This window comes from Winogradskyella pelagia, from assembly GCF_017581965.1.
Classification (GTDB): domain Bacteria; phylum Bacteroidota; class Bacteroidia; order Flavobacteriales; family Flavobacteriaceae; genus Winogradskyella; species Winogradskyella pelagia.
In genome coordinates this window covers 135,693-158,836 of the sequence record NZ_JAGEVF010000008.1, presented here as the reverse complement: position 1 = coordinate 158,836, position 23,144 = coordinate 135,693, and the positions used below count along the sequence as shown (strand labels likewise).

Annotated in this window: 21 protein-coding genes; 10 read left to right on the top strand and 11 right to left on the bottom strand. The window is 36.0% G+C overall.

All coding sequences use genetic code 11. The features are described from left to right. Positions 1-3: 3 nt before the first annotated feature. The 3 genes from J4050_RS11120 (at position 4) to J4050_RS11110 (ending at position 2,484) form a co-directional block, all read left to right on the top strand. Complete coding sequence (locus J4050_RS11120) at positions 4-762, top strand: hypothetical protein (protein WP_208154658.1); 759 nt, start codon at positions 4-6, stop codon at positions 760-762. Positions 763-848: 86 nt separating this feature from the next. Continuing rightward, entirely contained in the window at positions 849-1,808 is a 960-nt protein-coding gene (locus J4050_RS11115; RefSeq protein WP_208154657.1) for a M28 family metallopeptidase, read from the top strand. Next, entirely contained in the window at positions 1,801-2,484 is a 684-nt protein-coding gene (locus J4050_RS11110) for an SDR family NAD(P)-dependent oxidoreductase (RefSeq protein ID WP_208154656.1), read from the top strand. Before J4050_RS11115 ends, J4050_RS11110 begins: the two co-directional genes overlap by 8 nt. A gap of 1 nt (position 2,485) precedes the next feature. Here J4050_RS11110 and J4050_RS11105 read toward each other — a convergent pair whose 3' ends face one another. Next, complete coding sequence (locus J4050_RS11105) at positions 2,486-2,785, bottom strand: chaperone modulator CbpM (RefSeq protein ID WP_208154655.1); 300 nt, start codon at positions 2,783-2,785, stop codon at positions 2,486-2,488. 1 nt (position 2,786) lies between these two features. Then, a complete protein-coding gene (locus J4050_RS11100; RefSeq protein ID WP_208154654.1) occupies positions 2,787-3,686 on the bottom strand; it encodes a DnaJ C-terminal domain-containing protein in 900 nt (299 codons plus the stop codon). A gap of 147 nt (positions 3,687-3,833) precedes the next feature. Here J4050_RS11100 and J4050_RS11095 point away from each other — a divergent pair, with 147 nt between their 5' ends. The 5 genes from J4050_RS11095 to J4050_RS11075 are packed head-to-tail and all read left to right on the top strand — an operon-like array spanning position 3,834 to position 11,769. After that, positions 3,834-4,487, top strand: a complete 654-nt coding sequence (locus tag J4050_RS11095; protein WP_208154653.1) for an HAD family hydrolase — start codon at positions 3,834-3,836, stop codon at positions 4,485-4,487. A 36-nt stretch (positions 4,488-4,523) separates the two neighbouring features. Beyond that, entirely contained in the window at positions 4,524-8,561 is a 4,038-nt protein-coding gene (locus J4050_RS11090) for an FG-GAP-like repeat-containing protein (protein WP_208154652.1), read from the top strand. A gap of 12 nt (positions 8,562-8,573) precedes the next feature. Then, positions 8,574-9,176, top strand: a complete 603-nt coding sequence (locus J4050_RS11085; protein ID WP_208154651.1) for a SprT-like domain-containing protein — start codon at positions 8,574-8,576, stop codon at positions 9,174-9,176. 28 nt (positions 9,177-9,204) lie between these two features. Further along, on the top strand, positions 9,205-10,287 hold the full coding sequence (locus J4050_RS11080; protein ID WP_208154650.1) for a mannose-1-phosphate guanylyltransferase: 1,083 nt from the start codon (positions 9,205-9,207) through the stop codon (positions 10,285-10,287). A 3-nt stretch (positions 10,288-10,290) separates the two neighbouring features. After that, entirely contained in the window at positions 10,291-11,769 is a 1,479-nt protein-coding gene (locus J4050_RS11075) for a DUF389 domain-containing protein (protein ID WP_208154649.1), read from the top strand. An 18-nt stretch (positions 11,770-11,787) separates the two neighbouring features. Here the strand turns inward: J4050_RS11075 and J4050_RS11070 are convergent, their stop codons facing one another. After that, positions 11,788-12,555 carry an ABC transporter ATP-binding protein gene (locus tag J4050_RS11070; RefSeq protein WP_208154648.1) on the bottom strand — a complete coding sequence of 256 codons (768 nt, stop codon included), beginning with the start codon at positions 12,553-12,555 and terminating at the stop codon, positions 11,788-11,790. Next, complete coding sequence (locus J4050_RS11065; protein WP_208154647.1) at positions 12,555-13,292, bottom strand: MlaE family ABC transporter permease; 738 nt, start codon at positions 13,290-13,292, stop codon at positions 12,555-12,557. Before J4050_RS11065 ends, J4050_RS11070 begins: the two co-directional genes overlap by 1 nt. Before the next feature lie 111 nt (positions 13,293-13,403). Here J4050_RS11065 and pafA point away from each other — a divergent pair, with 111 nt between their 5' ends. Next, a complete protein-coding gene (gene pafA / locus J4050_RS11060) occupies positions 13,404-15,047 on the top strand; it encodes an alkaline phosphatase PafA (protein WP_208154646.1) in 1,644 nt (547 codons plus the stop codon). On the opposite strand, the gene J4050_RS11055 is transcribed toward pafA, so the two are convergent. The 5 genes from J4050_RS11055 to gcvP all read right to left on the bottom strand — a co-directional run bounded on the left by J4050_RS11055 (position 15,044) and on the right by gcvP (position 21,350). Beyond that, positions 15,044-15,892 (bottom strand): glycosyltransferase family 2 protein, encoded by an 849-nt coding sequence (locus J4050_RS11055; RefSeq protein ID WP_208154645.1) that lies wholly within the window; start codon positions 15,890-15,892, stop codon positions 15,044-15,046. The two genes, pafA and J4050_RS11055, sit on opposite strands and share 4 nt — an antisense overlap. 51 nt (positions 15,893-15,943) lie before the next feature. Further along, positions 15,944-16,474: a class I SAM-dependent methyltransferase gene (locus J4050_RS11050; protein ID WP_208154644.1), complete on the bottom strand. Its 531-nt coding sequence runs from the start codon at positions 16,472-16,474 to the stop codon at positions 15,944-15,946. Continuing rightward, positions 16,474-17,262, bottom strand: coding sequence for a pyrroline-5-carboxylate reductase (gene proC, locus J4050_RS11045; protein ID WP_208154643.1), 789 nt, complete (start codon positions 17,260-17,262; stop codon positions 16,474-16,476). The genes J4050_RS11050 and proC overlap by 1 nt, the downstream gene beginning before the upstream one ends. A gap of 2 nt (positions 17,263-17,264) precedes the next feature. After that, complete coding sequence (locus tag J4050_RS11040) at positions 17,265-18,323, bottom strand: 3-oxoacyl-ACP synthase III family protein (RefSeq protein WP_208154642.1); 1,059 nt, start codon at positions 18,321-18,323, stop codon at positions 17,265-17,267. 177 nt (positions 18,324-18,500) lie between these two features. Further along, complete coding sequence (gene gcvP, locus J4050_RS11035) at positions 18,501-21,350, bottom strand: aminomethyl-transferring glycine dehydrogenase (RefSeq protein ID WP_208154641.1); 2,850 nt, start codon at positions 21,348-21,350, stop codon at positions 18,501-18,503. A 123-nt stretch (positions 21,351-21,473) separates the two neighbouring features. Between gcvP and J4050_RS11030 the strand changes: the two genes are divergently transcribed. Beyond that, positions 21,474-22,307, top strand: coding sequence for a UbiA prenyltransferase family protein (locus tag J4050_RS11030; RefSeq protein ID WP_208154640.1), 834 nt, complete (start codon positions 21,474-21,476; stop codon positions 22,305-22,307). On the opposite strand, the gene J4050_RS11025 is transcribed toward J4050_RS11030, so the two are convergent. Together J4050_RS11025 and J4050_RS11020 are read right to left on the bottom strand one after the other, a co-directional pair. Continuing rightward, positions 22,284-22,541 carry a hypothetical protein gene (locus J4050_RS11025; RefSeq protein ID WP_208154639.1) on the bottom strand — a complete coding sequence of 86 codons (258 nt, stop codon included), beginning with the start codon at positions 22,539-22,541 and terminating at the stop codon, positions 22,284-22,286. The genes J4050_RS11030 and J4050_RS11025 overlap by 24 nt on opposite strands. Before the next feature lie 3 nt (positions 22,542-22,544). Continuing rightward, on the bottom strand, positions 22,545-23,099 hold the full coding sequence (locus J4050_RS11020) for a sigma-70 family RNA polymerase sigma factor (protein WP_208154638.1): 555 nt from the start codon (positions 23,097-23,099) through the stop codon (positions 22,545-22,547). Between the last annotated feature and the right edge of the window lie 45 nt (positions 23,100-23,144).

The window sequence follows — 23,144 nt, the reverse complement described above, 5'->3', positions numbered from 1 at the left end:
GATATGACTCAACCAACTAACGCAAATTATTTAAGACCATTTGTTGCTGCACTTTTTGTAGCGTTTTTCTTGTTTGGTAATGCCCAGAAAAAAAAGGTAGCTGTTGTTTCGTTTTTTGTTGATAAAACAATTGACCTATCTGAAGTTGATGCAAGTGCGGATTTTATAGCGCAAAACACAAGCCTAAGTGATAATCCAAGTTTTAATTTAAGTAAACCTCTTAGTGATTTTTATGATGCCTTTTTTAGTAATTATGTAAGTAAGTTTGAATTTGAGCTTATACCCGAGGAAAAAGTTTTGAAATTACCCGAATATCAAGACTATGAGGCACAATATGGAGGGTCTAAAAATATCGGTGGTCAAGATACATATGAACAAATTGATGGGTATAAGGTTGTTCAAAATTATGGTAAAAGAACTGAGGTTAAAAAATTGAAACCAATCGCTGACGCACTAGGGGCGGATGCAATCATGTTTATTAAATTAATGTATAAATTTAAGAGAACTGGGATAGGGTCTCTCGGATACTACAGTATTCAAGCGATTGTTAGTATTGACTTGTTCTCAAAAGATAATAAGAGTATTTTTCAATTTAATGAATTGGCAGGGTCTAAGAAAAAGGCCATGATGATTGGAGGAATTCCTGTTATGACTCCCGAGGAAATTCAACCTATGTGCGAAAGTGCTACTGAGGAATTAATAAAGGATATGAATAAAAAAATCACTAGACTCTCTAAAAAAGCTAATAAAAAGTTGAAATAATAAGTTAAGGAAAAATTTTAAAGAAACCTTTCTCTGAAATTATTTTAGAGAAAGGTTTTTTTATCTTTAGACATCAAATAATTATTATGAAAACATTGCTAAAACTCCTATTAATCTGCTTGTTTGTAGCTTCTTGTTCATCAAGTAAAAAAGCACCAACGGATAGTCCAATACAACCTATAACTGCTGAAACTGTAAAGAAGAGTATTGAATATTTGGCATCGGACGATTTAGCAGGACGCCAAACGGGAACAGAGGGTATTGAAATGGCGGCTCAATACATTGAGAATTATTTTAGAGAAAATAATATTAAGCCATTTTATGAAACCTATAGAGACTCATTTAATTTCAACTCTATAGTCGGTTATAATATTGTTGGTTTAATTGAAGGTAACGACCCTAAACTAAAGAATGAGTATATTATTTTAGGAGGACATTACGACCATATAGGTCAGGGTACAGAGGTAAATGGAGATACCATTGCTAATGGTGCCAATGATGATGCTTCAGGCACAGTGGCCGCCATGGAACTAGGGCGTTATTTTGCACAATCAAAATCCAACAAGCGAAGTGTGTTAATAACGCTATATGCCGCGGAAGAAATGGGGCTTAAGGGTTCAGGACATTTAGCGGAACGTCTAAAATCAGAAGAGATAGATGTTTACAACATGATAAATTTTGAGATGATTGGAGTTCCAAGAGCGGCAGACAAATCTATGGCTTATATGTCTGGGTATAATAGGTCTAACTTTGCGTCTACATTGAATAAATATGCAGGTGAGGAAGTTATAGGCTTCTTTCCTAAAGCTAAAGAATTTCAATTATTTTTTAGATCAGACAATTATCCATTTTATAAAGCGCTAAATATTCCAGCGCATGCTATATCAACATTTGATTTCACTAATTTCGATTTTTACCATCATGTTGATGACGAAGCTGATAAAATGGATTATGAACATATGGCGAGTTTTATAAATAAAATGGTTCCTGCCTTTGAAGGCATGATGAATGCATCAACTAAAGAGGTGATATTAACAGATGAGTAGAAATATAATAATTACAGGGACTAGCAGAGGCATAGGTTTTGAACTAGTGAAATTATTTCAGAGCAATGGTGATAATGTATTGGCACTATCCAGAAACTTTAAGCCAATAACAGATTTAAATCTAAAGAATGTGATCTCCTTTGGTTGTGACTTGTGTAACACCAATGATTATATCAAAGTAGAGCAGTTTATTGAGCAGAATTGGGAGCATGTTGATATTCTTATCAATAATGCTGGGCAAGTTTTAAATAAGCCTTTTAAGGATACCAGTTTATTGGATTTTAAAAGAGTTTACGAAACAAATGTATTTGGTGTATCAGAAATGACTAGGGTGGTTTTACCTTTTATGAAGAAGGATAGTCATGTGGTCACAATAAGTTCAATGGGTGGCATTCAGGGGAGTATGAAATTCCCTGGTTTGGCAGCTTACAGCTCTAGCAAGGGGGCTGTCATAACACTAACGGAACTTTTGGCAGAAGAATATAAAACTTCTGGGCCTCAATTCAACGTTTTGGCTTTAGGTGCTGTTCAGACCGAAATGTTAGAGGAAGCTTTCCCTGGTTATCAAGCACCAACAACTGCTTTAGAAATGGCAGAGTATATTTTTGATTTTTCGTTAACTGGTAATAAATATTATAACGGAAAGGTATTACAGGTCTCTAATTCAACACCATAATTTATTGGTCACCTTCGAAACGATGAAGCCTATTTTTCAGGCTATTGATTTCTGATGTTAAATTTTCTATTCGCCTCAATAGATTGAATACGGTATCAATGCCTTCTAAATTGAGATTTAACTCTTGGTGTAGCCGTATTATTTTTTCAATATCCACAATTCGTTCTTTATGGACATAATAGGTTTCTTCTAAAGCGTATATTTCAATTAGGCCATAGTCATTTAAATCATTGAAAAATGACATCTCCATTTTATAATGATGGCATAAAACAGGTAATGAAACTAGATTCTCTTGATTCATATTACTTTAATTTAGATAATTTTTCAAAAAGTTCTTTTTCCTCCTTACTCAATTTACTCGGTAAATTGACATTGAATGTTACATAAAGGTCGCCATATTGACCCTCCTGTTTATACTTGGGAAAACCTTTGCCTTTTAACTTAACCTTTGTTCCATTTTGAGTTAATGGCTTTACGGTTAATTTAACTTTACCGTCAAAAGTGTCAATAGTTACTGCTCCACCAAGGATGGCCTTATATAAATCGAGATTTACATCGGTGTATAGGTTATCTCCATCACGCTTAAAGTTTGTATTGTTTTCAATATTAAATTCGATATACAAATCACCAGGTGGTCCACCATTAATTCCTTTTCCACCTTTCCCTTTAATTTTAATAATCTGGCCATTAGCTACTCCAGATGGAATGGTTAAGCGAATAGTCTTTCCGTTTACGGTTAAAACTTGCTTGTGTGCATTATAGACATCTCTTAAATTTAGTTTTAATTGTGCGTTATAGTCTTGCCCGCGAAACCTCGCATGGGATCTATGTCTTGAATCTGAAAAGCCACTCCCAAACATAGATTCAAAGAAATCTGAATAGTCTCTCGAGTCATATCCTCCAAAGTCTGCCTGCTGTTGACGGCTGCCTTTTTGCTGCTGCTGCTGCTGCCGTCTCGCTTCTTCATAAGCTTCACCTTCCTTCCAATGCTCACCATATTTGTCGTATTTTTGTCGAAATTCTGAATTGCTCAATACCTCATTAGCTTCATTTAATTGTTTAAACTTTAATTCAGCTTCCTTATCGTTGGGATTTAAGTCTGGGTGATATTTTCGAGCTAGTTTTCTGTAGGCTTTTTTAATCTCAGCCTCAGAAGCATTTTTATCAACACCTAATATTTTATAATAATCAATAAAAGCCATGTTTTTTGATACCTGAATTTATATTTTTATCTAATAACATAACAAGTTAAATGTATAAATAATCACTAACAATGATTTACTTCAGCTTATAAATATTTTTAATTAAAAAAGCTTACGGTTTAATTATAGTAACACTATTTAAATTTTATGGGTAAAAGAGAAAATAAGTATCAATGTGTAATTTTTGATTGTGATGGTGTTTTGGTGGATAGTGAGCCCATAGGAAATCAAGTCATGGTTGATATGGCAAATTCATTAGGAGCTAATATTACCTTAGATTATGCCTACCAACATTTTAAAGGAAATGCCTTATACAAGTGTATGGAACACATTAGGGATTTAATTGAAAAAGATTTGCCACAAGATTTTGAAACACAATACAGAAGCATAACATTTCAGAAATTTAAGGATGAGGTACAGCCGGTTCATGGCGTTGTGGATGTTATTAGGAGCCTTGATATACCTTATTGTGTAGCTTCTAGCGGACCAGTGAACAAGATCAAGCTTAACCTAGAATCAACAGGCTTGCTCGAGTTCTTTGAACAGAATATATTTAGTTGTTACACCATTAAGAAGTGGAAACCAAATCCGGCAGTGTTTATATGGGCGGCAGAAACCATGGGTTTTAAGAATACTGATTGTGTAGTCATTGAGGACAGTAGCCTTGGTGTTGAGGCTGCTTTAAATGGAGGATTTGATGTTTTTGGATTTACGGCTCACGACTATAGGGATGAACTGCAAGAAAAGGCGACCAAAACCTTTGATAGCATGTTAAATCTAAAAGAATTGTTAATGATATAAATCAAATTTTTATTTTAGTAAAAAATTGAATGGACGATGAAGAATCCTCTCGTATTTAGAATCTTAGTTATACTCTTTTTTGGTTGTGGTTGGGGAAGCTTTTTCTTAAATGCTCAGGTCTTTGAGCGTATTGAAGACGTTGTAGGTTTGAGCGTTTTAGAAAAAAATAATGGTATAGCCGTTGCAGATTATGATCGCGATAACGATCTAGATATTTTTGTTGTTGCTAATGCCGTGGAAGATTCGGATGACCCGTCAAGCTTTAGCCGCCTGTTTAGAAATAATAATGACGGCACATTTACAGATGTAACTGAATTTGCTGGTTTTGTTGATCTACTTACTCAAGACGATAACCCTGAGGAAACCTTAGCTCAACAAGGATTTAAATTTAGTGCCTCATGGGGAGATTATAATAATGATGGCTTTCCGGATCTATTTTTAACATATTCTTTAAAAGTACAGTTATGGCGTAATTTAGGAAACGGAACGTTTGTAAACGTTACTGCAATTTCTGGATTTGATTCAACAGATAATTGTATGAATACTGGTGCAACCTGGTTTGATTATAATAATGATGGGTTATTAGACATTTATATTTCGGATTGGAATAGGTGTGGGTCAAATTCTTTGTACAGAAATAACGGAAATAACACATTCTCTAATGTTACTGCTGATTTGGGCTTAATAGAAACTGAATCACGCCTTAGTTATACGCCATTTCCTGTTGATATTAATGAAGATGGGTGGATGGATTTAATAGTTACCAATGATGTTGAAGACGCTAATTATTTTTACTTAAATCAATCTGGGACATCTTTTATTGAGATTGCGCAAACTTATGGTTTAGATAGCATGATTGATGATATGGGTATTGCAATTAGCGATTTTGATTTAGATGAAGATTTCGATTTTTTTATAACAGGAATTGACGAAAACGCCTTGTTAGAGAATAATGGTGTTTTAAATTTTTCAGAAACATCAGCAAACTATGGTATAGGTGGAACAGGATGGTCTTGGGGAGCACGATTTGCAGATTTCGATTTAGATACAGATGAAGATCTTTTTGTAGTTAATGGATATGACTTTTTTTCAAGAGGTGCAGAGCAGAACGTTTATTTCAGAAATTTGCATGGCCAAGGTCAGCCAATGTTTGAAGACGCCTCCGTTGAATTAGGACTCAATGCCTTAACGGAAAGTGTAGAGGCTCTAGATTTTGATTATGACAATGATGGCGATTTAGATATAATAGTAACCAATGGTGATGGCGGAGTCCTCTTTTACGAGAATAAACTCTTAAACTTCGATGATACGCAGAGTACTTTGAACTGGTTAAAAGTTCAGTTGGAGGGTACTGTTTCAAATCGTGATGCTATAGGTACAGAACTCACACTAACTACTAGTAATACAGTTTTAAAGCGCCATCATTCAGGAGTTGGCTTTTTTAGTCAAAGTCTGAAAGGAGTTCATTTTGGGCTTAATGATATCACAGATATTCTTAGCTTACAAGTAAAATGGCCTTCAGGACTCATTGAAACCTATAATGATTTAGCTTCTAATACTACCGTAAAGCTAACCGAGGGTCAAGGTCTAGAGGTGCTTGATATTTTACCGAGTCAAAAGATTTATGGATGTACAGACCCTTTATCTTGCAGTTACAATCCTGATGCAAATGTTAACGATGGATCATGTACTTACATAGAATCACAACCTATCGTTGGGAGTTTGAATAGTTCTTTTTTAAGCGTAGAGACCTACTCTTACAACCTTAATGCAAATTCTACTGCAAATTGGCAAGTCCAAGGTGGTGAGATATTAAGCGGTCAAGGTACGGGAAGTATCACCGTACGCTGGCATATAGAAGACACAGGCATGTTAACGGTTGTAGAATCTGATAGCCAATGTTCTAGTTTAGAGACGTCTGTAACTGTAGATTTAGGCATCAACACACTTTCACCAGATATTTCTATTGCGCGCTTGTGGAACGAAGCATTATTGCAAGCCATTAGAGGTGATTTTGCAAGGCCGACAGTCCATGCAAGAAATTTATTTCATAGCAGTGTTGCCATGTACGATATTTGGGCAATATATGATAATGTCGCAGAGCCATATCTTATAGGTAATTCTCTTAATGGATTTGACAGTTCATTGGATGCCTTCACGCCGAATGAGTCCATTGACGTGTCAGTTGAAAAGGCGATTAGCTATGCAATGTATCGACTTTTGACACATCGCTTTCAAAATTCACCAGGTGTAGAGTCTAGCCAAGCTATTTTCGATTTATTAATGCAAAGGTATGGTTATGACACTTCAGTATCTTCATTGTTATATCAAGATGGCGATGCAGCAGCACTAGGTAATTATGTGGCGCAAACGCTTATAGATTACGGTCTTCAAGATGGATCTAGAGAAGCAACAGGCTATGATAATGCATATTATGAACCTGTTAATGCACCTTATGCCTTAGATTCTAATGAAAACGCGCCAATTAATGACCCAAATCGTTGGCAACCTTTAGGATTAGACACCTTTATTGATCAGGGTGGAAACTTGGTAGATGGTAATGTCCCTCCGTTTTTAAGTCCAGAATGGGGAAATGTTTTTTCCTTTGCGTTGAAAGAAGAAGATAAGGTGACTTATGAACGGGAAGGAAATCAATTTAATGTTTTCCATGACCCTTCGGATCCGCCATATATAAGTTTAACGGATTCAAATGCCTCTAGCGACCAATATAAATGGGGTTTTACCATGGTCTCTGTTTGGCAATCGCATTTAGATCCCTTCGACGGTGTAATGTGGGATATTTCGCCAAACTCCATAGGTAATGTAGATATTAGTACTTTCCCAACAGATTTTGCAGATTACCCTAACTTCTATGACTACTTTAATGGAGGCAGTACGAGTGCTGGGCATGCATTAAACCCTATAACCGGAAGTCCGTATGAGGTTAATATGGTTCCAAGAGGAGATTACGCAAGGGTGCTAGCTGAATTTTGGGCTGATGGTCCAGATTCTGAAACACCTCCAGGCCACTGGTTTACCATTTTAAATTATGTGAGTGATCATCCACAGTTTGAGAGACGTTTTCAAGGAGAAGGCGCTATTCTAGACCCATTAGAGTGGGATGTAAAGTCTTATTTCGTTCTTGGTGGCGGAATGCATGATTCTGCTATAGCAGCATGGAGCGTAAAGGGCTGGTATGATTATATAAGACCAATTTCTGCTATCCGTTCAATGGTTGAACGTGGTCAAAGTACAGATTCAAATCTAGACAATTACGACGTCGGAGGGATTCCCCTTATAGATGGCTATATAGAAATTATTGAAGAAGGGGACCCCTTAGCAGGCTTTGTCAATCAATATGTTGGAGATATAAAGCTCTTTACATGGAAAGGGCACGATTTTATTGACGATACAGACACTGACATGGCTGGTGTAGGTTGGATACGAGCAGATGAATGGTATCCTTATCAAAGACCAACGTTTGTTACACCACCTTTTGCTGGTTATGTTTCAGGGCATTCTACATATTCTAGAGCAGCTGCTGAATTACTAACGATGATGACTGGTAGTCCATTTTTTCCAGGAGGCTTGGGAGAGTTTGTGGCCAAGCAAAATGAATTCTTGGTATTTGAAGAAGGACCTTCTGTTGATGTAGTATTACAGTGGGCTACTTATCGAGATGCTTCGGACCAAACGAGTCTCAGCAGAATTTGGGGAGGAATCCACCCACCTGCAGATGATATTCCAGGACGTTTTATTGGACAAGCAGTGGCAGAAGACACTTTTAATTTTGCATTACCTTATTTTGAAGGAAATCTTAGTATAGATGAAAGTATATTTATAAATCAGGTTGCCTTTCCTAATCCTATGATTAATAGTCAAATTACTGTAAGTAATACCTTGATTTCGGATAGTATTAAGTTTTATGATTTAAGAGGGAGAGATATTCCTGTAGTTTCTAAAAATTTTGATAGTAATTCCAATAGTACAACCATTAGGTTTAACGACCTTACCTCTGGTCTGTATGTTTTGGTTGTCAATGGGAACTCCCATAAAATAATGGTAAGAGACTAAGGCTACAGTTCGTTGAATACACGTCAAAACTTTTTTCAGTTCATTCCTGTAAATGCCCAAAACGCAGTAAGTGCTCTTTTAGATGCGGATCATTTAATTGTAAAAGTAAAGCAAGAACGAAAAACGAAACATGGTGATTACAGGAGTCTTTCTAATGGAAAGCACCAAATTACTATTAACGCTAATTTAAATCCGTACCGATTTTTAATAACGCTTATACATGAAATAGCCCATTTTGAAGCTTATCAAAAATTTGGTTTTTCTGTAAAACCACATGGTAAAGAATGGAAGCGTACCTTTCAGCATTTAATGTTGCCTTTTCTTAAACCAGATATTTTTCCAAATGAACTTTTACCACTTTTGGCAAAGCATTTTATTAATCCAAAAGCATCGAGCGATACAGATACGCAACTGGCCTTAGCATTAAAGCAATTCGACGAAGGTGACCCAAAAACTTTTGTTTTTGAATTACCTTTGGGTCAAAGATTTAAAATCTATAACGGAAGAACATTTAAGCGTAGTAAAAAACGAAGAAAGCGTATTGAATGTATAGAGTTAAAAACAGGAAAAGTATATTTATTCAATCCAAATGTTGAAGTAGAACAAATTAACTAATTGTCTCTCTCATCAAATTATATGGCACATGAAAAATAAGAACTATTATGCAATATTAATGGCTGGAGGAGTGGGCTCAAGGTTTTGGCCAGTAAGCACTCAAAACTTTCCTAAACAATTCCATGATATGCTAGGAACAGGTGATACGCTAATACAAAAAACCTTTAAGCGGTTAGCACATCTTATACCAGAAGAAAATATTTTCATCTTAACTAATGAAAGGTATAACGATTTGGTTTTTGAGCAGCTTCCATCCGTTACCAAAAGGCAGGTAGTTTTAGAGCCAGCCATGCGAAATACCGCGCCTTGCATTTTATACGCCTCATTAAAAATTAAGAAAGAGAACGAAGATGCCGTTATGATTGTCGCACCAAGCGATCATTGGATAGAAGATGAAATGGCTTTTACCCATAATGTGAAGACAGCTTTTGAGTATTGTCAATCCAACAATGCTTTAATGACATTGGGAATTACTCCAACATTCCCAAATACAGGCTATGGATATATAGAGTATGATAAAATATCAGAAGCAGAAATAAAACAGGTTAATCAGTTTAGGGAAAAGCCTAACTATGAAATGGCAAAATCATTTATAGAGCAAGGTAATTTTTTGTGGAATGCTGGTATTTTTATGTGGAGCGTAAAAGCCGTAGTAAGAGCTTTTGAGACTAATCAACCAGAATTGTTTAAGCTTTTTAGCGAAGGATACAACGTTTATAATACCGAATTTGAAGATGATTTTATAAAAGCTAATTATGCCGAGGCTGAGAATATTTCTGTTGATTATGCTATAATGGAAAAGAGCGATAATGTGTTTGTAATACCTGCAACCTTTGATTGGAATGATCTTGGAACTTGGGGAAGTCTTTATGACAAGTTAGACAAAGATAAAAGTGAAAATGCAGTAGTGAATTCTAAAGTTCTCCTTGAGAATGCCTCAGGAAATATGATTAGAACAGAAACAGATAAAATAGTTGTTGTAGAAGACCTTAACGATTTTATTATTGTTGATAAAGAAGAAGTTTTACTTATCTTTCCTAAACAAAAAGAACAAGATATTAAAAAAGTTCTACAGAAAGTGAAAAATAAGTTTGGCAAACAACATGGTTAGTATATGAGTGAAGAAAGTAAGTTTAATTTTTCAGAAGAAGAGCAAAAGCAAATTGCTAAAGATAAAGCTGTAGAGGATAAAAAAGAAGCTGTTAGAAAAGACGCCAAAGGACTTTTTTCGAGCATCACTACTTTTCTAAGTGAATTACTAGATTTTAGGGAAGACACAGATAGAGACGCCACTATAACTGCTATTCAAGAAGATATATCTTTTAAAGGTGCCACCGCTTGGATTTTGGTTTGCTCAATTTTTGTGGCATCCATTGGTCTAAACGCTAATAGTACGGCTGTTGTAATTGGTGCGATGTTAATTTCGCCTTTAATGGGGCCCATTTTAGGGGTAGGTATGTCTATTGCAATTAATGATATTGACACACTGAAAAAGTCTCTTATTAACCTGGCTACAATGATTGTGCTCAGTTTAATTACGGCTTTTTTGTTTTTCTGGTTTTTTCCGTTAAGCGAGGATACCTCAGAATTATTGGGTCGCGTTAAACCTGATATACGAGATGTTCTAATTGCGTTTTTTGGCGGTTCTGCCTTAATTATTGCAAGAACAAAAAAAGGAACTATTGCTTCAGTAATTTTTGGTGTGGCAATTGCTACAGCTCTGATGCCACCACTTTGTACGGCAGGATATGGTCTTGCTAAAGCAAATTGGAGCTATTTTGGAGGTGCCATGTATCTTTTTACCATTAACACTATATTCATTGCATTGGCAACGTTTTTAGTCCTTAAGGTGTTGCGTTTTCCCATGATTAAATATGCCAATTCTAAAAAGCGCAAGCGTATTGCTAGAATAGCATCTGTGTTAGCAATCATAGTTATGGTCCCTGCCGTTTTGACTTTTGTTGATGTTTTGAGGGAAAGTAGATTTGAAATCGCAGCGAAACAATTTATAAATAATGAATTAGAGACCTTACCGAATAAAAACTACATTAAGAAGAATGCTAATCCAATCTATGACCCAGAAGGTAATTCAATAATTGAATTAATGCCTTTTGGTACCGATGAAATTTCCGAGGATACGCGTCTTTTGTTAGAAGCTAGGTTTAATGACTCTGATTATGCACCGTTGCGAGGTACTAAGCTATCTATTAATCAGGTTCGCAATAGAGCTATTAATAATTTAGAGTATATGGAAGAACTTAGAACAAGGGATTCCTTAGATTTATTATCACAAGAGCAAAAAATCACGTTTCTCGAAAACAGAGTAAAGAGTCTTTCGAGGCTTGAGCGTGACCAAATTCCTTTTGAAACCATTATTAAAGAGGCCAGAATCAATTACGAAACGCTTGAGAGTATAACTTATGCCCAAGAAATAACCTCTAACTTTAGTAAGATTGATACTATGGCAGTCTTTACAGTTAAATGGATAGACTCATTGACTACACCTGCTTCTGTAGCTAAGAATTCTAAAAAGTTAGAAGAATGGCTTAAGGTAAAATTAAATCGAGATACCTTGGTGGTAAAAGGTAAGTAATAGAAGATATATTGTAGCTTATTCATTTTCTTCAATATACATGCGTCTTACTTTTTTGAACAATTCTGAAGAATAAACAAAGTTGGTAACCGCTTCGTTGTCAGTTTTAAAAATGGAGTCTTTGGAGCCTTCCCATTCCTTAATTCCATCCTTTAAGAAAACAATTTTTTCACCTATTTCCATCACTGAGTTCATATCGTGAGAATTAATAACCGTGGTGATTTGAAATTCGTCAGTAATTTCTTGAATAAGATTGTCTATTACTATTGCGGTTTTTGGATCTAATCCAGAATTTGGTTCATCACAAAATAGATATTTGGGATTATTAACTATTGCCCTTGCGATAGCAACACGCTTCTGCATACCACCTGAAGCCTCACTAGGCATTTTGTGATGTGCGTTTTGAAGATTCACCCTATTTAATACAACATCAACTCTGTCTTGCATTTCACTTCTACTTTGTTTGGTAAACATGCGTAATGGGAACATTACATTTTCAGCGATTGTCATAGAATCAAAAAGTGCACTTCCTTGAAAAACCATTCCAATTTTTGCTCTTAGATTACGTTTTTCATCTGTGCTCATTTGACTAAGAACCTTACCGTCATAGGTAATTTCCCCTTGTTCAAAATCGTATAAGCCCAAAAGACACTTTAAAAAAACTGTTTTGCCAGATCCACTTTGACCGATAATGAGATTAGTTTTTCCTGTATCAAAAGAAGTGCTTATACCTTTGAGTATTTTGTTGCTGCCAAATGATTTATGTAAATCTTTAACCTCTATCATTAGCCTAAAAGTATACTTGTTATGAGATAATTCACTAATATAATTATAACGGATGTCCACACAAAAGAGGTGGTACTTGCTTTTCCTACTTCTAAAGCTCCACCTTTCATAAAATAACCGTAAAAGGATGGAATTGTGGCTAAAATAAAGGCAAATGCCATTGTTTTAATAAACGCGTAGGCCATATGAAAAGGAATAAAATCAATGCGAACGCCTTCTATGTAATCCTCAAAAGTTCCATATCCTCCATAAACGCAAGCCGCTAAGCCACCTAAAATGCCTAAGAACATGGCAATTGAAATTATAAAAGGATACAACGTTAGAGCTATGAACTTTGGAAAAACTAAATAATTTATGGCATTAATACCCATAACCTCCAAAGCGTCGATTTGTTCTGTAACACGCATTGTACCAATACTGGAGGTAATAAAAGAACCCACTTTCCCAGCCATTATAATAGATATAAAGGTAGGTGCAAATTCTAAAATGATGGATTGCCTTGTTGCAAATCCCACTAAATACTTTGGTATTAATGGGTTGCTAATATTCAATGAAGTTTGAATGGCGACAACACCACCCACAAAAAATGAAATAAACGCTACAATACCTAATGAACCAATGATGAGGTCATCGATATCTTTGAGTATTAAGGTTTTCATTACCGACCATTTCGTGGGTTTACGAAACATGTCCTTAACCATTATAAAATAAGTGCCAATATTATGAAGGTACTTCATTCAAGAAAGTGTTAACGCTAAAGTATAAAAAATGATTAGTTTAATAATGTTAATTTAAATTAAGATAGCTTAAAATCTGTATTTTTGAAATAGATAAAATATATTGGTTTTATGAGAAATAGCATAACTCTAGCACTTTGCATAATATTTGTCGTAAGTGGCTTTGCCCAAAATAAGATAAGCTCCAATGCAGCACAAAAACCTAAATTGGTTGTAGGGATTGTTGTTGATCAAATGCGTTATGACTATTTAACACGCTTTTACAATAGATTTGGAGAGGGTGGATTTAAACGTATGATAAAGCAAGGCTTCAATTGTAAGAATAATCACTTTAATTATGTGCCAACCTATACAGGCCCAGGACACGCGAGCGTTTACTCTGGTACTACCCCAAAGTATCATGGCATAATTTCTAACAATTGGTATGATAAAGAAGTAAAAGAAATGGTGTATTGTGCCTCAGATAATACTGTAGAATCTGTTGGTACTGAATCTTCAGCAGGAAAAATGTCTCCACACAGAATGCTTACAACGAGCTTTGCAGATGAAAATAGATTGTTCACTCAAATGCGAGGCAAATCAATTGGAATAGCAATTAAAGATAGAGGCGCAATTTTACCGGCAGGTCATGCGGCAAACGCGGCGTATTGGTTTTACGGTAGAGATGAGGGCATTTGGATAACGAGCACCTTTTACAGAAGTGATCTGCCAAAATGGGTAAAGGATTTTAATAACTCTGATCAAGCAGAATCGTATTTTAAAGTTTGGGACACCTATTATCCTATTGAAACGTATTTAGAAAGTGGCGCTGATTTTAATTCATTTGAAGGAGGTTTTAGTGGTAAGGACGAAGCAACATTTCCGTACGATTTAGAAAAGCTAGCAACAGATAATGGGAATTTTGAAATTATTAAAGGCTCTGCTTACGGGAACAGTTTAACAACAGATTTTGCTATGGCTGCTGTAATCGGAGAATCTTTAGGCATGGATAATGATACAGACGTGCTTGCACTGAGTTATTCTTCTACGGATTATGTAGGCCATAATTTTGGTGTAAATTCTAAAGAGGTCCAAGATACTTATATCAGGTTAGATAAAGATTTAGAGCGTTTTTTTAATTTTTTAGATAAAGAGGTTGGCGTTAGCAACTACACCGTATTCTTAACGTCTGACCATGGTGCTGTCAATGTACCAGCATTTCTAAAATCCAATAGAATACCTGCTGGATATGTAAGTAATAATAACAGAAAGAAACGTTTTCAAGAATTTTTAAACGCAAATTATGGAACCTCGGATATTGTAGAAAACGTCAGTAATGATCAGGTTTTTCTGAATAAGGCAAAACTAAAGGAACTTGGACTTAAGTTCCACGACGTAGAGCAAGCTATAGTAGATGAGCAAATAAAATACCCAAATATTGCCAAGGTATATTCAGCAACTATAATGAACAGTACTAACTTTACAACAGGGATTGAGGCCTTGCTCCAAAATGGATTTAATCAAAAGCGATCAGGTGATGTCATAGTAGTAAATGATGTGGCTCATATTGCTTATGGCAGAACGGGCTCTACACATGGAAGCGGATTAAATTATGATACTCACGTACCCTTGTTGTTTTTTGGAAATGGTATTAAGCGGGGTGAAACATTGGAGAAAACCGTAATTCCTGATATTGCACCAACGATGTCTGCTTTACTTGGAATTAGTTTTCCTAATGGTAGTACGGGACGACCGTTAGAGTTTGTTTTAGATTAAGCTATTTTTTCAAGGATACCTTTCCAGCGTAATTGCCTTATAAACTTACCTTCTTCTTTGCTCACTAAGGGTTCTAGTCCTTGGTTATTAGCTGTGAAATACCCCTTTAAATAATCTTTGAAATACGTGAAGCTCCCTTTTTTGTAGGCAAGTTTAGCCGCAGATATTAAAGTAATCCAAAAGCCGTAGCGCATCTTATACATAGCTTCACCTTGTAGGTATTTGGCGGCTTTGTTATAAGACTTCCCAGTAGGTTTGAGATGTTTTACTTTGAGTGTATCATCCGTTAAAATTTCCCAGCCATGGTATTGCGCCAATAATTCGTCAACGGTATCCCAACCCATGCTAGGTTTTAATTTCCCAATGTCTATAAAGCACTGCTTTCTGTAGGCTTTTAAGGCGCCTCTAATGTGATCTTTTCTGGTTAGATCCTCTATATTCCATGTATTGTTTTTCCTTAAATAGCAAAATCCTGAGGCCATTCCTAATTTATCATTAGATTTAAAATGATGTACTAAGCGTTCTAGATAGTTTGAGGGAAAAATTAGATCAGCATCGAATTTACAGATAACATCATAATTGTTGTCAAGACTATTATAACCTCTGTAAAATGCATTTATGATTTTACTTCCTGGCATATGCTCATCTGAAGATGTGTTATGAACTTGGGTTATCCAGTTATATCGCTCACAATAATTTTGAGCTACAAGTGATGTTTTATCACTCGAGTTGTCGTCAACAACCACTACTTTTTTTGGAGTCAGGGTTTGTTTGGTAAGCGATTCAAGGGTGAGACCTAAAGTCGCTTCTTCATTATGTGCAGGTATGACGATATAAAATTCCAAATAGTATTAATCAAAACCCAAAGCTACATAAAGGGAATTGGAAATTGGAAATTAAGTATTGGATTTTTTTTCTGCGTAGATGATATAGTATCTGTCTGTGAATAACCTTAGCAAAGGTCTAATGCCAAGTTTTTTAGTTGGATTGGTCCATTTCTGTCGTGCTTTAATCTCCCAGCCTGTTTTTTCTAGTAACCAGTCAAATTGCCAATCTTCAAATTCGTGAAAATGCCTGTCCCACATATCGGTTTTGCTTTGATAAGCTGGTGAAAACCATAATCTAAGGGGGACACTCACTACCAATTTATTCGCCTTTATGGATTTTAATACAGTAAAGGGAGATAATAAATGTTCAAAAATTTCAAATGCAGTAACTACATTTGCTGTTGAGGTTGTGATAGCTGATGTATCTAAATCCAAGTCTTCACCTTTTGTGTTTTCAACTTTATATCCTTCAGAAATCATAATCTTGGAGAATGGATTTTCAATACCCAAATCGAGTATGGTATCTGATGTATGTATATGAGACTTTAAGAATTGAAGTGTGTGCCTGAAACGTTTATTAGGGTATGTCTTCTCGTACATTAGTCAGAAATATTGTCATAAGACGTTTTTATTCCTTTAATTAAGGCCGAAGAAAACCCACCATGTTCCATTTCATTCAAACCAGCAATAGTACAGCCTTTAGGTGTAGTGACCTTATCTATTTCTGCTTCTGGATGGTTTCCTTGCTGCAATAGTAGCTCACTGGCACCTTTTACGGTTTGAGTAGCAATGTCTGTCGCTGTTTTGGCATCAAAACCAATTTCAATACCTCCTTGAATCATACCTCTAATAAATCTTAAAACATAAGCAACACCACATGCGCCTAGTACTGTTGCGGCATCCATTAAGGATTCATCAATTCGTATAGTCGTACCTAGTGCATCAAATATTGACTTCACCACAGTCTCATCCTTTGTTTTTGCATTATTGGAGGCGATACAAGTCATAGATTCATTAACGGATGAAGCTGTATTTGGCATGGCTCTAAAAACCGTTGGGCTTGATGTTAAATGGGCATTAATCTCTTTAATACTATAGTCGCTAACTACAGAAATTAGGAGATGTTCTTTTTTAACCTCTGGTTGAATTTCCTTAAGAACCGATTCAATTTTATAAGGTTTTACAGCGATGATAATAACATCCGCTTCTTTGACGGCCTCCGCATTATTGGATGTTACATGAACACCTAGTGTTTTAAATTTTGAAAGTAATTCCGTTTTGTGTCGTGTAATGGTAAGTTTTTTAGCCGAGAAGCCTTGCGATAATAGACCAGACCCAATAGCTTGCCCTAAATTTCCACCTCCGATTATCGCAATATTATTTTTCATGCTTAATAGCGGTAAACAATAGCATTGATGTGCATTCCAGCACCAACAGATGCAAAAATAATGACGTCGCCTTTATTGATTTGATGTTGGTCTAGTTTATTATTTCTTATTAAATCAAACAAGGTCGGAACTGTTGCAACGGAGCTGTTGCCCAGCTTATGAATACTCATTGGCATTATATCTTCTGGAGCTTTTGCTTTGTGTAATCGGTAAAAACGCTTTACAATAGCATCGTCCATTTTCTCATTAGCTTGGTGGATTAGGATTTTTTTAACCTCCGTAATATCAGCACCACTTTTGTCTAAACAGTCTTTCATCGCTTGGGCCACATTAGTTAAGGCAAATTCGTAAATTTTACGACCATGCATTTTTATGTAGCGCGTATCAGGGCAAAGCTCCTTATTATTAGAATTACCAAAATACAAATAATAGGCCTCATCATAAGTAAAAGATGCTGATTCATGGGCTAAAATTCCACTGTCTGAATCGGTAAATTCAACTATACTTGCTCCAGCACCATCGGAATAGATCATAGAATCTCTATCGTGCTTATCTACCACACGAGAAAGCGTTTCTGCTCCGATAACTAAGCATCGCTTAGCCATTCCTGCTCTAATAAACGCTTGGGCTTGTATAACACCTTCTAGCCAACCAGGACATCCGAACAAAATATCATAGGCGACGCACTTAGGATTTTTTATCCGAAGTCTGTGCTTAATTCGTGATGCTAAACAAGGAAGAATATCACTTTGTACAGTATTATATTTAACATCCCCAAAATTGTGAGCACAAATAATATAGTCTATAGATTCTGGGTCAATATTAGCATTGTCTAAAGCTTTTTGAGCTGCTAGAAATCCCAGGTCTGAGGCAACTAATTGCTCGTCAGCATAGCGACGTTCGGCAATACCTGTAATCGCTTTAAATTTCTCAACAATCACCTCATTAGGATGGTCAATGTGTGTGCCATCGGCATTTAAAAACTCGTGATTATGAAAGTCTTTATTTTTCTCAATAGATTTTGGGATATAACTTCCGGTACCTGTTATTTGAATTGCCATTCTTAACGCTTTGTATAGGTTTAATTTACTAATCTAACCAATAATCTGATTTTTGATGTATTTTGTCTGAAGAAAACCACCATTTTTTTAATATTCTCAGATTTTGATTAAAAAATATTAAATATTAATAAAAAAGCGTCCATTTTGGACGCCTTTTTATTCTAGCTTTATCTGTATCTATATTTCAATATAATCTTCTATTGGTGCACAGCTACAAATAAGGTTTCTGTCGCCATAGGCTTCGTCCACACGTCTTACGGTAGGCCAAAACTTATTGTCTCTTACAAAGTCTAAAGGAAAAGAGGCCTTTTCTCTAGAATAGGGAAACAACCATTCATCTGCTGTTAGCATATCTAAAGTATGCGGTGCATTCTTTAGAACATTGTTAGGTTCCTCTTTAGTGACTGTATTAACTTCTTCACGAATAGCAATCATGGCATCGCAAAAACGATCCATTTCCGATTTATTTTCACTTTCTGTAGGTTCAATCATCATTGTTCCTGCAACAGGAAATGAAACTGTCGGTGCATGGAACCCATAATCCATCAGGCGCTTTGCTATATCAACCACTTCAATGCCATTAGCTTTAAATGCGCGGCAATCAATAATCATTTCGTGAGCAGCACGTCCGTGTTCTCCAGTATATAAAGTTTCGTAATAACCTTCTAATCGTTCTTTGATATAATTGGCATTTAAGATGGCTACCTCAGTAGCTTCTTTTAGTCCTTTAGCTCCTAACATCTTTATATAGCCGTAAGAAATAATACAAGCTAATGAAGATCCAAATGGTGCGGCGGAGATAGCAGTAATAGCTTCATTACCTCCTGTTTTAATGATTGGATTTCCTGGTAAAAATGGTACAAGTTGTTTGGCCACACAAATTGGTCCAACACCAGGTCCACCGCCACCATGAGGTATTGCAAAAGTTTTGTGCAGGTTGAGGTGGCAAACATCAGCACCAATATTTCCCGGATGCGTTAATCCAACTTGAGCATTCATGTTGGCACCATCCATGTAGACTTGTCCACCGTTGTCGTGGATAATTTGTGTAATCTCTTTTATTGCAGACTCGTAAACACCGTGTGTAGAGGGATAGGTAATCATCAAAGCCGCTAAATTATCCTTATGTAATTCTGCTTTAGACCTTAAATCTTCCACATCGATATTTCCATCTTCAGAGGCTTTAGTTACCACAACCTTCATGCCTGCCATGACGGCACTTGCTGGATTGGTTCCGTGTGCAGAAGAAGGAATCAAACAAATATTTCTATGTTGATCTCCACGAGAGTGGTGATAGGCTCTTATTACCATTAACCCTGCGAATTCGCCTTGCGCTCCAGAATTGGGTTGCAATGATGTGCCTGCAAAACCAGTGATTTCTGTAAGTTGCTCTTCAAGAGACGTCAGTAATGTTGTATAGCCTTTAGCTTGTTCGATAGGAACAAATGGGTGCATATTTCCCCAACTACTCCAGCTAAGTGGAAGCATCTCAGAGGCGGCATTTAATTTCATAGTACAAGATCCAAGGGAAATCATAGAATGATTTAATGCTAAATCTTTGCGCTCTAGGCGTTTAATGTAACGCATCAGCTCTGTTTCGGAGTGATAAGAATTAAAGACATCAGCTGTTAAGAATGACGATTGACGCTTTAATTTATCTGGAATGGTATCGGCTGCATTTAAAGCGGTGATTTTATCTGCTGATTTTCCCGTTAATTCTTCGAAAATTGCAAGAATAGTATTTAAATCTGCAAGAGAAGTTGTTTCATTAATGGAAATGGTTACAGTTTCGTCGTTTGGATAGTAAAAATTAACCTCATGTTTCTCAGCAATGCTTTTTACCTTGTTGGCATTTGCTTTTAACTGAATAGTATCAAAATAAGATGTGTTGCCTTGTTCTATGCCTAGAGCTTTCAGATGTTCTGCTAAAGTTGTTGTGGAAGCATTAACCCTATTAGCGATAAATTTTAATCCCTCTGGGCCATGATAAACGGCATACATACCAGCCATAACGGCCAACAATACTTGAGCGGTACAGATATTAGACGTGGCTTTATCGCGTTTAATATGTTGCTCTCTGGTTTGAAGCGCCATCCTTAGGGCTCGGTTGCCACTAACATCGCGAGTAACACCAATGATACGTCCAGGAACATCACGCTTGTAAGCTTCTTTTGTTGCAAAATAAGCTGCATGTGGACCCCCATATCCCATAGGTATACCAAATCTTTGAGTGGTACCTACTACAACATCAGCACCAAATTTACCAGGAGCTTCTAGTTTTATTAAACTCAAAATGTCAGCAGCAACAGCAACTTTTATGCGGTTGGCATTGGCTTTAATAATAAAGCTTTCAATATCCGTAATTTCACCATGTTTTCCTGGATATTGTAAAATAGCTCCAAAAAATTCTTCGGAGAAATTGAACTTGGTTTCATCACCAACCACGAGTTCAATTCCAATTGGAGTTGCTCTTGTTTCTAGTAATGACAAGGTTTGAGGTAATATTAAATTAGATACAAAGAATTTATTAATTCCTGCTTTTTTCTGATCACGTTCTCTAACAGCAAACAACAGGCTCATAGCCTCTGCTGCAGCTGTACTTTCATCGAGTAGTGAAGCATTTGCTATTTCCATACCTGTAAGGTCAATGACCATAGTCTGAAAATTCAAAAGGGCTTCAAGCCTGCCTTGGGCAATCTCTGCCTGATAAGGGGTGTAGGCTGTATACCATCCTGGGTTTTCAAGGATATTTCTTTGAATCACTGCTGGCAAATTGGCCGGGTGGTAACCTAATCCTATGTAAGATTTAAAAATCTTATTGAGTTGAGATAATTCGTAGATGTGCTGCAAATATTCTTGCTCGCTCATAGCCTTGTCCAAGACTAAATCTTTTTTAAGCCTGATTTCTGAAGGTACAGTTTCAGATATTAACTGTTCTATACTTGTAACACCAATAGTGTTCAACATGGCTTTCTGCTCCTGTGGACCTGGGCCAATGTGTCTTAATGCAAAAGAGGTTGTATCCATTCCTTTCGTTAGCTTGTTTTTTTAAAGTGCAAAAATACGGATTTACCCATTTTATTTAGTTAAGGTTTACTAAAGTTTTTAACCGAAACATGGCGTTATTAACACTTTAATTACTTTTACTTGGTGAAGTATTTAAAAGGCCTTTTAAATTTTTATATCAATAGTAGTATTCACGTGGCTTTGGCAGCTTACGCCTTAACATGGGTGACCTTGATACAATTACATCTAGAATATGAAGAATCTAGTCTGTATTTTGTGTTTTACGGGACCATTGTAGCCTATAATTTTGTGAAGTATTTTGGGTTGGTAAAATTTCATCACAGAAAATTTACAAGCTCACTTCAAGGAATTCAAATTATTTCTGCTTTGGCTTTTACAGCCATGTTTTATTATGTTATACAATTAAATAGTACTAGCCTTATTCTTGCAGGTGTAATTACTGTAATAACTTTTTTTTATGCTATACCCTTTGTTCCAAAACGACTATTGTTTGATGAGCAGCGTAACCTTAGGCAGATTAGTGGACTTAAAATTTATGTTATTGCTTTGGTCTGGGCCTTAACTACCGTTCTGTTGCCAATAATTAACAATTCTATTGAAATTAACACTGATGTCGTCATCTCCTTTGTTCAGCGTGGGTTGTACGTTATTGTTTTAATGCTTCCTTTTGAAATCCGTGATTTAAAATATGATAATCTTAAGCTTGCTACAGTTCCTCAAAAAATAGGAGTAAGAAATACAAAGCTTTTAGGAAGTGCATTATTGCTAATGTTTGTGCTATGCGAAATGCTTAAGAGTAATACATATTTAGAACAAGTCATAATTACTGCAGTACTCTCTTTTATAACATTATTGTTATTGCTTTTGGCAAGTAAGAATCAATCTAATTATTACAGTGCTTTTTGGGTGGAAGGTTTGCCCATACTGTGGCTCCTATTGCTCTTGGTGTTTGGCTAATTCTTTCTGAAAATCTTCTTCCATCTTAGCTTTGGACTTTTCGTCTAGGATTTCAATACCAGCGGATCTTAGTAGTTTGGTTAAAACAGAATTTCGTTTAGAGTGTTCACGGCAAATTTTACAATAGCTATGATGGATTTTTAATTTAATGATTTCCCACAGACCTGCCTCGCTATATTGACTTTTGTCACAGATATGTCCAGCTTCATTACAATTTACATTGAATAGTCCCATAAATTAAAACCAATTTTTATCTAGGCAACTAGCCATGGCAGTTCTTGCTCTATGGATAATTACCCAAAGGTTAGACGCTGTAATGTTTAATTCATTACAAATCACTTCAGTTTCATAACCTAATACCGTTTTCATTTTAAAAACCTCTGCTTGTTTTTGAGGTAGCTTTTCCATGCAATTAAGAATAGCCTCTCCTAATTCTGAATTTTCAAGAGTATCTTCTGCAGTTTTGTCAAAAGGGTCTGCAACGCGCTCTTCCAGCCAGTCGCCGTCATTTTCATTGTCGCTACTAAATGTCATTCTAACTTCTGCCTTCCCTTTGTTAGAATTTATTTTGCGATAATAATCAATGATTTTGCGTTTTAATATTGAAATCAACCAAGTACGTTCACTAGCTTGTCCCTTAAAATTCTTCATGGATTTGAGGCCTGCCAAAAATGTTTCAGATACCAAGTCTTGTGCTGTTTCGCGGTCATTTACACGAGTTATCGTGTAATTGAAAAGATAATCTGAATACGATTTTACCCATGTATTAGGGTCTAAATGGTGCTTTGGCATTTTGCTGATAGTACTTCATCAAAAATAAAATAAAAAACTGAAAAC